The sequence below is a fragment of the Epibacterium ulvae genome, from assembly GCF_900102795.1.
GTDB classification, from domain to species: Bacteria; Pseudomonadota; Alphaproteobacteria; order Rhodobacterales; family Rhodobacteraceae; genus Epibacterium; species Epibacterium ulvae.
On record NZ_FMWG01000009.1, the window covers coordinates 117,263 to 130,615 of the forward strand.

12 protein-coding genes are annotated in these 13,353 nt (G+C 52.8%); 5 read left to right on the forward strand and 7 right to left on the reverse strand.

All coding sequences use genetic code 11. From position 1 onward, the window contains the following. Window positions 1-53 precede the first annotated feature (53 nt). The 4 genes from coaBC (at window position 54) to BLP79_RS14360 (ending at window position 4,898) form a co-directional block, all read left to right on the forward strand. On the forward strand, window positions 54-1,256 hold the full coding sequence (coaBC, locus tag BLP79_RS14345; protein WP_090220083.1) for a bifunctional phosphopantothenoylcysteine decarboxylase/phosphopantothenate--cysteine ligase CoaBC: 1,203 nt from the start codon (window positions 54-56) through the stop codon (window positions 1,254-1,256). A 22-nt stretch (window positions 1,257-1,278) separates the two neighbouring features. Next, on the forward strand, window positions 1,279-1,728 hold the full coding sequence (gene dut / locus BLP79_RS14350) for a dUTP diphosphatase (RefSeq protein ID WP_090220085.1): 450 nt from the start codon (window positions 1,279-1,281) through the stop codon (window positions 1,726-1,728). 30 nt (window positions 1,729-1,758) lie between these two features. Next, on the forward strand, window positions 1,759-2,823 hold the full coding sequence (locus tag BLP79_RS14355; RefSeq protein WP_090220087.1) for a HesA/MoeB/ThiF family protein: 1,065 nt from the start codon (window positions 1,759-1,761) through the stop codon (window positions 2,821-2,823). Between the two features lie 62 nt (window positions 2,824-2,885). Next, window positions 2,886-4,898, forward strand: coding sequence for a M3 family metallopeptidase (locus tag BLP79_RS14360; RefSeq protein ID WP_090220090.1), 2,013 nt, complete (start codon window positions 2,886-2,888; stop codon window positions 4,896-4,898). Here BLP79_RS14360 and BLP79_RS14365 read toward each other — a convergent pair. The 7 genes from BLP79_RS14365 to BLP79_RS14395 all read right to left on the reverse strand — a co-directional run bounded on the left by BLP79_RS14365 (window position 4,895) and on the right by BLP79_RS14395 (window position 12,438). After that, entirely contained in the window at window positions 4,895-5,821 is a 927-nt protein-coding gene (locus BLP79_RS14365; protein ID WP_090220091.1) for a 2-hydroxyacid dehydrogenase, read from the reverse strand. The two genes, BLP79_RS14360 and BLP79_RS14365, sit on opposite strands and share 4 nt — an antisense overlap. A gap of 18 nt (window positions 5,822-5,839) precedes the next feature. After that, window positions 5,840-6,979, reverse strand: a complete 1,140-nt coding sequence (rodA, locus tag BLP79_RS14370; RefSeq protein WP_090220093.1) for a rod shape-determining protein RodA — start codon at window positions 6,977-6,979, stop codon at window positions 5,840-5,842. Continuing rightward, on the reverse strand, window positions 6,976-8,922 hold the full coding sequence (mrdA, locus tag BLP79_RS14375) for a penicillin-binding protein 2 (protein ID WP_090220096.1): 1,947 nt from the start codon (window positions 8,920-8,922) through the stop codon (window positions 6,976-6,978). The genes rodA and mrdA overlap by 4 nt, the downstream gene beginning before the upstream one ends. Next, window positions 8,922-9,458, reverse strand: coding sequence for a rod shape-determining protein MreD (locus BLP79_RS14380; RefSeq protein WP_090220099.1), 537 nt, complete (start codon window positions 9,456-9,458; stop codon window positions 8,922-8,924). Before BLP79_RS14380 ends, mrdA begins: the two co-directional genes overlap by 1 nt. Beyond that, window positions 9,451-10,383 (reverse strand): rod shape-determining protein MreC, encoded by a 933-nt coding sequence (gene mreC, locus BLP79_RS14385; RefSeq protein WP_090220101.1) that lies wholly within the window; start codon window positions 10,381-10,383, stop codon window positions 9,451-9,453. The genes BLP79_RS14380 and mreC overlap by 8 nt, the downstream gene beginning before the upstream one ends. Before the next feature lie 52 nt (window positions 10,384-10,435). Beyond that, window positions 10,436-11,482 carry a rod shape-determining protein gene (locus BLP79_RS14390; protein WP_090220104.1) on the reverse strand — a complete coding sequence of 349 codons (1,047 nt, stop codon included), beginning with the start codon at window positions 11,480-11,482 and terminating at the stop codon, window positions 10,436-10,438. 215 nt (window positions 11,483-11,697) lie between these two features. After that, complete coding sequence (locus BLP79_RS14395; protein WP_232716568.1) at window positions 11,698-12,438, reverse strand: lysozyme family protein; 741 nt, start codon at window positions 12,436-12,438, stop codon at window positions 11,698-11,700. A 123-nt stretch (window positions 12,439-12,561) separates the two neighbouring features. Here BLP79_RS14395 and BLP79_RS14400 point away from each other — a divergent pair, with 123 nt between their 5' ends. After that, window positions 12,562-13,347: a 23S rRNA (adenine(2030)-N(6))-methyltransferase RlmJ gene (locus tag BLP79_RS14400; RefSeq protein WP_090220105.1), complete on the forward strand. Its 786-nt coding sequence runs from the start codon at window positions 12,562-12,564 to the stop codon at window positions 13,345-13,347. Window positions 13,348-13,353: the final 6 nt, after the last annotated feature.

Here is a 13,353-nt window from a genome sequence, read left to right on the forward strand (position 1 = left end):
TTCTGTGCGACACCTTATAGACTGGCCTCCTGAGCGAGGGCAGGGGCGTAGATATGCTGGCAGGCAAACATATTCTTTTGATTATTGGGGGCGGCATTGCAGCCTATAAATCGCTTGAGTTGATCCGGCGTTTACAAGATGTGGGCGCACGGGTGACGCCAGTGCTGACCAAAGCGGGGGAAGAGTTTGTTACACCGCTTTCTGTATCTGCATTGGCAGGAACGGCAGTGCATCGTGATTTATTCGATCTGACAGCAGAAGCGGAGATGGGCCATATTCAACTGTCGCGTAGCGCCGATTTGATTGTTGTTGCGCCTGCAACCGCTGATCTTATGGCCAAAATGGCGCAAGGTGTTGCAAATGATCTGGCATCTACCCTGTTGTTGGCGACAGATACGCCTGTGCTTGTTGCACCTGCGATGAATGTACGTATGTGGGAACACCCTGCGACCCAGCGCAATGTTGCGCAATTGCAGGCAGATGGCGTGGATTTCGTTGGTCCGACCGACGGGGGCATGGCCTGCGGAGAGTTTGGTCCTGGCCGATTAGCAGAACCTGAGGATATTCGCGCGGCAATCGAGGTGTTTTTCAAAGCAGGGCCTTTGCAGGGCAAACGGATTATTGTGACCTCTGGTCCGACACATGAACCGATTGATCCGGTGCGCTATATCGCCAATCGTTCTTCTGGTGCGCAAGGGACAGCGTTGGCCCGTGCTCTGAGCGCGCTTGGCGCTGAAATCGTTTTTATCACGGGCCCGGCGCGCGTTGCGCCCCCGGCGGGCGTCGCAGTGGTGGCGGTGGAAAGCGCCCGTGAGATGGCCGCAGCTGTTGAGGCGGCTTTGCCCGCAGATGCGGCTGTTTTTGCAGCAGCCGTTGCTGACTGGCATGTGACAACCGCGAGCGACCGCAAGTTAAAGAAATCCAAGGATGGTTTGCCGCATCTGCAATTTGGTGAAAACCCAGATATTTTGCGAACAGTTGCACAGCGCACTGTAGAACGTCCTAAGCTGGTTGTTGGGTTTGCCGCAGAAACCAATGATGTGCTTGAAAACGCGACCGCCAAACGGGTGCGCAAAGGCTGTGACTGGATTGTTGCGAATGATGTTTCACCTGAAACCGGGATTATGGGTGGTGCGGAAAACGCGATCGTGTTGATTGGCGAGGAGGGCGCCGAAAACTGGCCCCGAATGTCTAAAGAGGCCGTCGCAGAACAGTTGGCCGAGCGTATCGCAGCCGCATTGACTTATATTTCGTAGATAAAACAACACAGAGAAAACTATGGCTCAGATTGTCAAATTCAAACGTGTCTCAGGCAACGAATTGCCTTTGCCGTCTTATGCAAGCGCAGGCGCTGCGGGAATGGATCTGCGGGCTTTCCTTCCTGAAGGACCAGTGACGTTGACGCCCGGGCATGTGCATCTGATTTCGACAGGATTTCACGTGGAACTGCCGCACGGCACCGAAATGCAAATTCGGCCTCGTTCCAGTCTGGCGATCAAAAATAAGGTGATTGTGCCCAATAGTCCCGGCACAATTGATGAAGACTATCGCGGGATCATTTATGTCGGGCTTTTTCAATTGGGGGAAGAAGCCACGGTTTTGAATCACGGGGATCGTTTTGCACAAGCCATCATTGCGCCGGTCTTGCATCCAGATGTGTTGGAGGTTGAAGATCTATCCTTAACCCAACGCGGAGACGGTGGATTAGGTTCAACGGGGCGTGGATAGCGGATTGGTGGCGAGCGTCGGAGAGCATATATGGCAGTAGTCCTTGGCCTTGCAGGGCTAATCTGGTGGGGAGGGCGCCTGATTGCGCTATCTAAACCCATGCGCATTGCACTGCTTTTGCTTTTGTACGGCGCGATTGTGATCATGCAGCTGACACTCCCGGCTGAGCAACCTTTACGCTTGGCGACAGGTGGATCGGTTGCACCGTGGCTGATTTTTGGCAGTTTGGGCTTGATGGTGTTTGCCTATAGCAAAGGCCTGCAGCGGTTGCGCAACCGCGCAAAGCACCATGAGGAGCAAAAATTGACTGATACGCAGACCTCGAATGATGCCTTTAGTGAGACAGAACTCAACCGGTATGCCCGCCATATCGTCATGCGTGAAATCGGAGGCGCTGGGCAAAAAAAATTAAAGCAAGCCAAGGTGCTTGTGATTGGGGCAGGGGGGCTTGGCTCACCCGTGCTTCAGTATCTTGCGGCGTCTGGTGTTGGAACGGTTGGCGTTATTGACGATGATGAGGTTGAGAACACTAATCTACAACGTCAGGTGCTTCATACGGACGCGCGTATTGGTATGGCTAAAGTGTTTTCAGCTGAGGCCGCAATGGTTGCACAAAATCCGTATGTGACCGTGCGTCCTTATCATCGCAAACTAACCGAAGAGATCGCGACAGAGCTTTTTGCGGATTATGATCTGATTTTGGATGGCACCGACAATTTTGAGACGCGCTATCGTGTGAACCGTACGGCGGTTGCGCTCAACAAGCCATTGATTTCAGGCGCGTTGACACAATGGGAAGGTCAGGTTTCCGTTTTTCACCCAGCTGATAATGCACCATGTTATCAATGTATCTTCCCTCAGGCACCTGCAGCCGAATTGGCTCCTTCTTGTGCGGAAGCTGGCGTTTTGGGGCCTTTGCCTGGCGTCATAGGTGCGATGATGGGGGTAGAGGCGATCAAAATTATCACGGGGGCTGGCACTCCGCTTAAAGGTGCGATGTTGATTTATGATGCGCTTTATGGGGAAACTCGCCGCATTTCTTTAAAACGAGACCCCTATTGCGCAACCTGCGGAACGCCGCATCAAGAGAATTGAAACAGCAGCGCGATAGTGTGGTTTTATAAAATCAAATCGCGCCCGCCGGAGGAGAAAATACGATGACGAACCCTTTGTTGAAAGACTGGCAAACCCCATTTGGGCTCGCTCCGTTTTCTGAGATTTCAGACGCAGATTTTGCTCCAGCGCTTGAGGCTGCGCTTGACGCACACAAAGATCAGATTGAGGCAATTGCAACGAACACCGAAGCACCAAGTTTTGCCAATGTGATCGAAGCGTTGGAAACGCCCTGCCAGCCGCTTGAACAGGTTTTGTCGGTGTTCTTCACTGTTGCAGGCGCCGACAGCAATCCTGCGCGTGAAGCGTTGCAACGGGAGTTCTCTCCAAAACTGGCGGCGCATTTCTCAGCGATCACCGCAAATAAGGCGCTTTACGCACGGGTGCAGGCAGTATGGAACAAGCGTGACACGCTGGATTTGACTGACGAACAGGCGCGCGTGTTGATGTTGACCCATCGTGGATTTGTGCGTGGTGGCGCCGCATTGGAAGGTGCAGATGATCAGCGGATGCAAGAAATCAAAGGACGTTTGGCAACCTTGGGAACCAGCTTTACCCAAAACCTGCTTGCGGATGAGCGCGAATGGTTCCTGCCCCTGACTGAAGACGATCTGGAAGGGTTGCCAGAATTTGTGGTGTCGGCTGCCCGTGCTGCTGGTGTGGAAAAAGGGCAGGATGGCCCTGTTGTCACCCTGTCGCGGTCTGTGATCACGCCGTTTCTGCAATTCTCACCGCGACGAGATCTCCGTGAAGCGGCGTTTAAGGCTTTTGTGGCCCGAGGTGCAAATGGGGGCGAGACTGACAATCGGGAAATTGCTGCTGAAATTCTGGGGCTGCGCAAAGAACGCGCTGGCTTATTGGGCTATGATAGTTTTGCGACCTACAAGCTGGAAACTGAAATGGCAAAAACGCCAGATGCAGTGCGCAATCTTTTGATGGATGTTTGGCAACCGGCCAAGGCGCAGGCGGAAGCTGACGCAAAAATACTCACTGAAATGATGCATGCCGACGGCATAAACGGCGATCTGGAGCCTTGGGATTGGCGATATTATTCGGAAAAACGCCGTGTCGCAGAGCATGATTTGGATGAAGCAGAATTAAAGCCTTATCTGCAGCTTGAACAGATGATCAAAGCGTCTTTTGCTTGTGCCAATCGTTTGTTTGGACTGGAGTTTTCACCGCTTGATGTGCCTCTGTATCACAAGGATTGTCGCGCGTGGGAGGTGACACGCGGTGGTCAACACGTTGCGGTGTTCATCGGCGATTACTTTGCGCGTGGCTCTAAACGGTCTGGGGCTTGGTGTTCTGCAATGCGCAGCCAAGCTAAGTTTCCAGAGGTGCAGACGCCTATTGTGATCAACGTCTGCAATTTCGCTGCGGGAGAGCCCGCTTTGCTCAGCTGGGATGATGCCCGTACTTTGTTTCATGAATTTGGCCACGCTTTGCATCAGATGCTGTCCAATGTAACTTATGAAAGCATTTCCGGTACATCAGTTGCGCGTGACTTTGTAGAACTGCCGTCGCAGCTTTATGAACATTGGCTGGAAGTGCCAGAAGTGTTACAGGACTTTGCGTTGCATGCCGAAACGGGCAAAGCGATGCCAGAAGACCTGCTGCAAAAGGTATTGGGTGCTGCGACCTATGATATGGGATTCCAGACTGTTGAATATGTAGCATCTGCTTTGGTTGATTTGGCCTTTCATGAAGGAGAGGCCGCGCGTGATCCGATGGAAAAACAAGCCGAAGTGCTCGCGGAAATCGGTATGCCAAACGCCATCAAAATGCGCCACGCGACACCACAGTTTGCACATGTGTTTTCAGGGGACGGATATAGTTCCGGCTATTACAGCTATATGTGGTCCGAGGTTATGGATGCAGATGCTTTTGCAGCCTTTGAAGAGGCGGGCAGCGCATTCGATCAAGGCCGCGCTGAAGCATTGGAAGCCTGCATTCTTTCGACAGGTGGATCACAAGATCCGGCAGATTTGTATCGCGCATTTCGGGGACGACTGCCGGGAGTAGAGGCCTTGCTTAAGGGGCGCGGCCTTGCCGCTTAATAGCCCAACTGGCGGTCAACCTCATGTAACAGTGGTTGACCGCTTTCGCTTCTGGCAATGTTTAGGGCCAGCATGTCTGATGCGGTGATTGGCCGTGTTTCCGCAGCGATATGGGGCGTGACTGTTACATGGGGATGTGCCCAATACGGGTGCTCTTGGGGCAGCGGTTCTTGTCGAAAAACATCCAGCGTGGCATGGGCGATATGGCCGCTGTTGAGGCTGTCCAGAAGGGCCGCATCGTCAATCAATGTGCCGCGTCCGGGGTTGATTATGCGTGCCCCCTGCGGGAGGAGCGCAAGCCGGTCTGCATTTAAGATATTCTGGGTTGCACCTGTGTCTGGCAGTAAAAGAACCAGAATTTCGGCGTTTTGCAGAGCGCTTTTTAGACCTGCTTCACCATGTTGGGACGTAATGCCTTCAACGTGTTTTGCAGAGCGCGACCAGCCTGTGACCGAAAACCCTAAAGCTGCTAGCGCTGTTGCGCAGGCTGTGCCCAAGGCTCCAAGGCCTAATATGCTCACCTGCCGCTGCTGGGCGAGAGGCGGGATTTTTGGCGCCCAGAGGTCCTGGGTCTGAAGGCTGCGGTCCAGGTCTAAATGATAGCGCAATACGTGACCGGCCACCCATTCAACCATACCTGCCGTCAATCCTGGATCAACCATGCGGCACAAAGGCATGGTCAGTGTCGAATTGCCCACGATACGTTCGACCCCCGCCCAAAGGCTAAGCACCGCTTTACACCGGGTATAAGGTGCGAAATCTTGCAGATCCGAAGTGGGTGCGTAGATAATGTAATCCACGTTTTCGGCGGCATGATCTTGGCGTAAATCAATTTCAAGATCATGCGCGGCACAGGCTGCGACTATAGTATCTTGATATGTTGCCCATGCGGTCTCAGAAGCGGAAAACTGGATATTTATCATCTGTGCCTTCGGTTTGATTTAGCGCGGTCTGTGAATATTGGCGCTTTGGATCAATCCAAAGGCCCCCATCAGGACGAGCATAACGGAGCCACCATAGGACACCATTGGCAAAGGCACACCCACAACCGGCATCAACCCCATGACCATCGACATGTTCACCGCAAAGAACAGGAAGAATGTCAGTGCAATCCCCATTGTAAGCAGAGAGGAGAACCGGTCTTTGTTTGCGATCGCCGCAGCAATCGCAAAAATGATGACCAGCATATAGATGCTCAGCAGACTGAACGCCCCGACAAATCCAAATTCTTCTGCGAGCGTCGTAAAGATAAAGTCGGTGTGTTTCTCAGGCAAAAAATTCAACCGGGACTGAGTGCCCTGCATGAAACCCCTTCCAGACCAGCCGCCCGAACCAAGTGCGATTTTGGATTGTGTGATGTGATACCCCGCGCCCAAAGGGTCTTGGGATGGGTCCAAAAACGTATCAATCCGGCGATATTGATAGTCTTTCAAAAGCTGCCATTCCGTGCTTCGACTTTGAAAGACAGCGGCAACAAGACCCACGCCAGATGCAATGACTGCAGCGAAATAGGCCCAGTGAACGCCCGCGAGAAACATAACACCGCCGCCTGCAGCCATCAGCAGAATTGAGGTCCCAAGGTCAGGCTGTTTCAAGACCAATGCAGTTGGGGCCAAAATCATAACAACGGGCAGTATTACCCAGAAGGGGCGCGATGTCTTTTCTGGAGGTAGCCAGTCATAATAGGCTGCTAGCAGCATAACGAGGGTGATTTTCATCAACTCGGACGGCTGTAAGCGCATGAAACCAAGGTCGATCCACCGCTGTGCCCCCATGCCGACGCTGCCAAAAAATTCAACTGCGATGAGAAGACCAAAAGCGCCTAGATAAGCCAGTACAGATATATTTCGCCAGAACCAGATTGGAATGATAGCTACAAAAAGCATCACCCCTAAGCCAAGCAAAAACCGTTTCATTTGGGGTTCCGCCCAAGTTGAGAAAGACCCACCTGCCACCGAATAGAGCATCAAAAAGCCAACGCTTGCGATAGTGATCGTCAGCAAAAGCAGTGGCCAGTTCAGATAGAGAACCTTGCGAAACCCGCTTGGGATGGTCTGTGCGTTGTTGGACAAGTAGGTCATGCTTGATCTTTCAACGATGATTGATGGGCTTTTTCCTGTTCGCGTTGCAGTCGCTCCTGCAGGGCTTTGATCCGGCTACGATCTGCTTTTGGGTAGGCTTCAAGCGGTGGTGTGCCACCGTAAAGCGCCTGCAATAGGATATCACGCGCAATTGGTGCTGCAGCTTTGGATCCACCGCCGCCATGCTCGACCACAACTGAGATCGCAAATTTTGGATTATCATAGGGGGCAAAGCTTACAAATAATGCGTGATCTCGGCGCTCCCAAGGTAGATCTTCGTTGCGAATGACACCTGCAGCGCGTTCTGCTGCGGTGATATTACGCACCTGGCTGGTGCCAGTCTTGCCTGCCATGCGCATGTCTTCGCTGACAATGCGGCTACCATAGCCTGTGCCGCGGCGTTCGTTGCTGACGGAGTACATGCCCCGCCGCACCACGCGCAAGATGTTCTCGTTCATGCCAAGGCTTTCGCCTGCCCCCGAAGGTTGCTCAACGCCATCTATTGATTTCAAAAGTCGTGGCGTGACAGAGCGCCCAGTGGCCAATCGTGCGGTCATGACCGCCAATTGCATCGGTGAGGCAAGCATATATCCTTGCCCGATTGAGGCATTCACTGTGTCACCAACCAGCCAATCCTGATCGTAGCTTTGTTTTTTCCATTCTTTGTCAGGGGCCAATCCACTTGCCACCGCTGACATCGGTAGGTCGTGGCGAATACCCAAGCCAAAACGCCGCGCCATTGCAGAGATCTTTTCGATCCCGACCTTGATGGCGAGATCATAATAATAAACATCGCAAGAGCCTTTGAGAGACTCGTTCAGATTGACATGACCATGACCTGCACGTTTCCAGCAATGGAAACGACGGCCTGAGACTTCTAGATGGCCGGGGCACCAAACTGTGTCCTCGGTTCCAACGATACCTTCTTCAAGTGCAGCAAGCGCCACAATCATTTTAAAAGTAGATCCCGGAGGATAGGTGCCTTGTACTGTTTTGTTGGCAAGGGGGCGGTAAGGATCACTGGTCAAAGAGCGATAGTCGGGTCCAGAAATCCCCCGTACAAAAAGATTAGGATCAAAGCTGGGAGATGAGGAGATGGCGCGTAAATCGCCGGTCTCGCAATCGATTACGACGGCGCTTGCGCTTTCATTGCCTAGGCGTGCTTGGGTATAAGCCTGAAGATCTGCATCGAGGGTCAGCTGCATGTCGCCGCCAGCCTCACCTTCCCGACGGCCAAGTTCCCGCATTATTCGCCCATAGGCGTTGACTTCAACCTGTTTGGTGCCAGCTTTACCGCGCAATTGTTCTTCGAGTTTGGCTTCAAACCCGACTTTTCCAAACTGAAAGCGAGGGGTGAGCAAAATAGGATCTGGATTCTCCATTTTAGACAGATCGTAGTCTGATACAGGCCCCACATATCCCACCACATGTGCAAAATCTGCATTTTGCGGGTATATGCGTGTCAGGCCGACCTCAGGAGAGATACCCGGCAGCGCGGGTGCATTGGCGGCGACTTTTGCGATATCTTCCCAAGCAACCTGATCTGAAAGCGTGATGCGATGGAAGGGACGGGAATTCTTGATATCCACCATGGCTTTTTCGATATCTTCATCTGGAATATCGATTAGTTTGCGCAGCCTAGAGATGGCAACTTCAACATCGTCGCTGTTTTCCGGAACGATTACAATGCGATAGGATGGGGAATTTTGTGCAATAACTTTACCATTGCGATCAAAAATACGCCCACGGGCTGGTGGTAAAAGTTCAAAATTTACGCGGTTCTCTTCCGCGAGTAAGCGAAATTCATCGGCTTGATCTACCTGTAGGTACTGCATGCGGGCAGCAAGTCCGCCTGCAAATCCAAGTTGAACACCACCCAAAAGCAATGCGCGCCGTGATAAGACACGGTGGCTTCGATCTTGATCTTTTGGGGCGCGTTTCATCAATGACCTCGCATGGCGTCAGCTTCGCTGGGAGAGAGCTTGCGTACGTTCAGAACGCTTTGGCAAAACACCGCCAGCAGGGGATACGCTATAATTGTCATAATCATCTGTATCATGGAAAGCGTCAAAGTTGCCTGTTCCGTATTGGTGAGGTTCAAAATCATGCGATTAGCGAGTGTGATGGCGCTGATCACGATAGCTCCAGTGAGCCATTCGCTCATAAAAGCCGTTTCACGGTGTGCCTGAACGCGGGATTTGAGGAACTCACACCCCAGCAATGTCAGCATCGTAAGTAGACCGGGGGGGCGATAGAGCAGCAGGTCAACCATCAAGAGGGTGAAAAAAATAGAAAGCGTTGGAATGTAATCGGGGCGTCGTGTGGCCCATACCAAAGCGATGCATAGAATCAGATCTGGAGGAGCCCAGCCCTTTGGTAACGTGTTCAAAGGTAAAAGATGCGCAAATACGATACCGAAACACAAAACAGGGAACAAAAGGCGCATCATCCACAGGCGCGCTTGTGGGGCACTAGCCATCGCTGGGCGCAGCCTCTTGTGAAAGTTCCAGATTTTGGGGACGGCCACGGGGAGTCAATGCATCAGGATCTGGTACGATCAGACCTCCCTGATCGTTGATAACTTCGGTGCCGTGGTGGCGCAGGATACGAAGGAACTCGAGGCGTTCATAATCGGCAGACAAGCGAACGCGCAGTCGTCCTGTGCGGTCCTGTGCAACCTGCCCAACCAAGAGGCCAGCGGGAAAAACGGATCCATCGCCTGATGTGATCACACGGTCTCCTGGGCGAACAAGATCTGCGTTTTCAAGAAAATTTAGCGTTGGGGATATGCTGTTGTCACCTGAAACCAAAGCGGATTGTCCCGAGGGTTGAATGACAACTGGGATCGCACTTGCTGGATCTGTAAGCAACATAACACGGGCGCTGGTTTTTCCGGTACCTGAAATGCGCCCGACAAGGCCGATTCCGTCCATTGCTGCCCAGCCATCCTGAACGCCATCACGGTAGCCGATGTTCAGCAAGACAGATTGCCGAAAGGGGGAGCCACTGTCTGCCATCACAACGCCCGTGATATAGGTCAGTTTGGGATCAAGGCGGACATTGTTCAGGTCTAGCAGACGTGCATTTTCCTGTTCCAACTGCAGGGCGGCTTCTTTCCAGGCGCGCATTTGGCGCAGTTCAGAGCGCAATTCTTGATTTTGTTCGGACAGGCGTTGATAGCTTTGAAAGTCTCGCAGCAGATTGATGGTGCCTGTAACCGGTGCCATCATCCAATCCATATTGGGGACAACGTGATCGACAACTTTTGCTCGAAACCGTTCAACACGGGGATTGTCGATGCGCCAGACGATAAAAAAGGCAAAAAGGCATAAGCACAGAAGCCCGACCAGCAGACGACGGAGCGGGGTTACGTAATCTTCACGCTGAGACCGGTCTCGGGCCAAATCGCTCCTTTCGGGCGTCGTGCAGGCTGCGCCGCGTAGGCGCAGCTACGCCTCAGCTTTCATAGTCAATTGCGTGACGCAATTTCTTTTCAAATTCCAATGCCTTGCCGGTGCCAAGGGCGACGCAATTCAGGCTTTCATCGGCAATAGAAACCGCAAGACCAGTTTGCTCACGCAAGGCCAGATCCAGATCCCCCAGCAAGGCTCCGCCACCGGTAAGCATAACCCCCCGGTCGACGATATCTGCCGCCAAATCAGGTGGTGTCGTCTCCAAAGCGGTCATAACCGCTTCGCAGATTTGCTGCACCGGCTCTGCTAGGGCTTCAGCAACTTGCGCTTGGCTGATTTCAATCTCTTTTGGCACACCGTTGAGCAAATCACGTCCTCGGATCTGCATGGACTGACCGCGGCCATCATCGGGCATACGCGCTGTCCCGATTGAGGTTTTAATGCGTTCAGCCGTGGCTTCCCCTACCAAAAGGTTTTGCTGTCGTCGCAGGTAATTGATGATGGCTTCGTCCATTCTATCGCCACCAACGCGCACAGAACGGGCGTACACAATGTCACCTAGGGACAAGACGGCAACCTCGGTGGTGCCGCCACCGATATCGACAACCATATTCCCAGTCGGGGACGTGATTGGCATACCTGCCCCGATGGCTGCTGCAATAGGTTCCGCTATCAGCCCGGCGCGGCGTGCGCCAGCTGATAGAACTGATTGGCGAATGGCGCGTTTTTCAACAGGAGTGGCGCCATGCGGCACGCAGACGATGATCTTTGGCTTGGAAAACGTTGAACGCTTATGCACTTTGCGAATAAAGTGCTTAATCATCTCTTCTGCGGTGTCAAAGTCAGCGATCACCCCTTCACGCATGGGGCGGATGGCTTCGATAGAACCGGGTGTGCGGCCCAGCATCAATTTCGCATCTTCGCCAACGGCGAGGACTTTTTTAACCCCATCTTTGACATGATAGGCAACCACTGATGGTTCTGACAGGATGACACCGCGACCTTTGACGTAGACGAGCGTGTTTGCCGTGCCAAGATCAATGGCCATGTCCGAAGTGAACAGACCGCCAAGATTTCCAAATAGCGCCATAAAGTAGGGACCCTGTAAGAACTATAATTTTGGGAGCCCTCACACAGGAGTCCCCATGCAGATCTTATAGGCAGCACAGCGCCGCCTTAAAAGAGCGTATTGGGGAGAACTAGCGCCTTTTCGCTTGGTCGTGCCGCAATAGCACCTGCGTGGATGCAATTTGTACCTTTATTGCGCAGATCCAAGGATGTGGAATCGGACCGAGGATGTCTTGCTTAACCTGGGAAAATGCGCCGGAATTCAGTACTGAAATGCGACCAGCTCAGCACGGCGCTGTTGCCCGCATATCCTTCGTAATAGGATCTACCGTTAGACATCGGTAGTCCGGCCCAGATTTTGGCAAGGTTCAACATAAAGGTTTCACGCGGCATGCTTGCTTCCCTGAAGTCGCTTAGGCCTGCTTCCTCCAAGAGTTGATGGGCAAGTTGATCCTGAATGTCTGGGCTAAAGCGATCCTGCAACGAGACGCCTTGGAATTTGACCAACCGTCGCAATGTTGCCGGGATAAATTGATACCGCCCGATGGCATGGGGCTGACCGGGCGTTTGTTTGATCCAAGCGTAAATTTCTCCAATGGTCATTTCAGTGGGTCGTTTGGGGGGCTTAATGCGCGCACCATAATTGACAGCATCATACCCTGATTTGCCTGCCTCGGCTTCGGCGATCAAATTCATGAGCAGTTTTGCGGCGGGGGGCGCAGCGATGCTGGGGGCAAACAGGCTTCCTCCGTTGCGCCCCCGAAACAAGCTGGCAGCACCCGGGCGCAAAGAGATGGATCCCCGCCCTTGATCTTCGGGGACCATACCGTTTGAAGGGGCTTGGCTGCGCGGTATCGAGGTTTTGTGCAGAAAGAAACCATCAGACACCAGCGAATGTGGGCTCGCCACTGTGGTCACGGGCAGTGCCAGAAGGCTGCACAGTGCGATGATGGAATGGAAACTCATTCTGAGGGGCATAAAGACCTGCTTTCTGCGGGCGGATATCTGTCGTCAATGTGCCGTAAACGGGTTTAGATTTGGTAACTTGATCCGGGCGTGATGGCTCTTTTCGAACAACAATAATCGGGCTAAAGAGGCGCTATGCTGTCATATCAACATATTTATCACGCCGGAAATCTGGCTGATGTGCAAAAACATGCGCTTCTGGCTTGGGTGTTGTCTTATCTGACACGTAAAGACAAGCCGTTGACCTATATAGAAACCCATGCAGGGCGGGGGCTTTATCATCTGAATGCAGCAGAGGCTGTGAAAACGGGGGAAGCCGCAGCAGGGATTGAACGCGTCGTGCAAGAGGGACTGCTTGCACAGGACCATTCATTGTTACAGATTCTGCGGGACGTGCGAAAACAACATGGGGCGCAGGCCTATCCCGGTTCTCCTTTGGTGGCAGCGAATGCTTTGCGCGCAAACGACAGTCTGCATCTGGCAGAATTACATCCGCAGGAAAATGAAGCCTTGCACAGTGCGTTGTTGGGGCATCGCGCGAAGATTTATCAGCAGGATGGGTTTGAAGTGGCGCAATCGTTGGCTCCGCCGATGCCCCGGCGTGGCGTGTTGGTGATTGATCCAAGTTATGAAATCAAATCTGACTACACTAAAATTCCCGGTTTTATCGCCAAGATACACAAAAAGTGGAACGTTGGCGTGATCTTGCTGTGGTATCCGATTTTAAAGGATAGACCACATAGAGGGATGATCAAATCCCTGTTGGATCAAGGGTTGCCCAATGTTCTGCACCATGAAGTACGTTTTCCACCCGCGCGCGAGGGGCATCGTATGGTGGGCTCTGGTCTGTTTGTGGTCAATGCGCCTTTTGGGGCAGACCAAGAAGCTGCGCGGCTCGATCGGTTGTTTGCCCAGCTCTGACAAAAG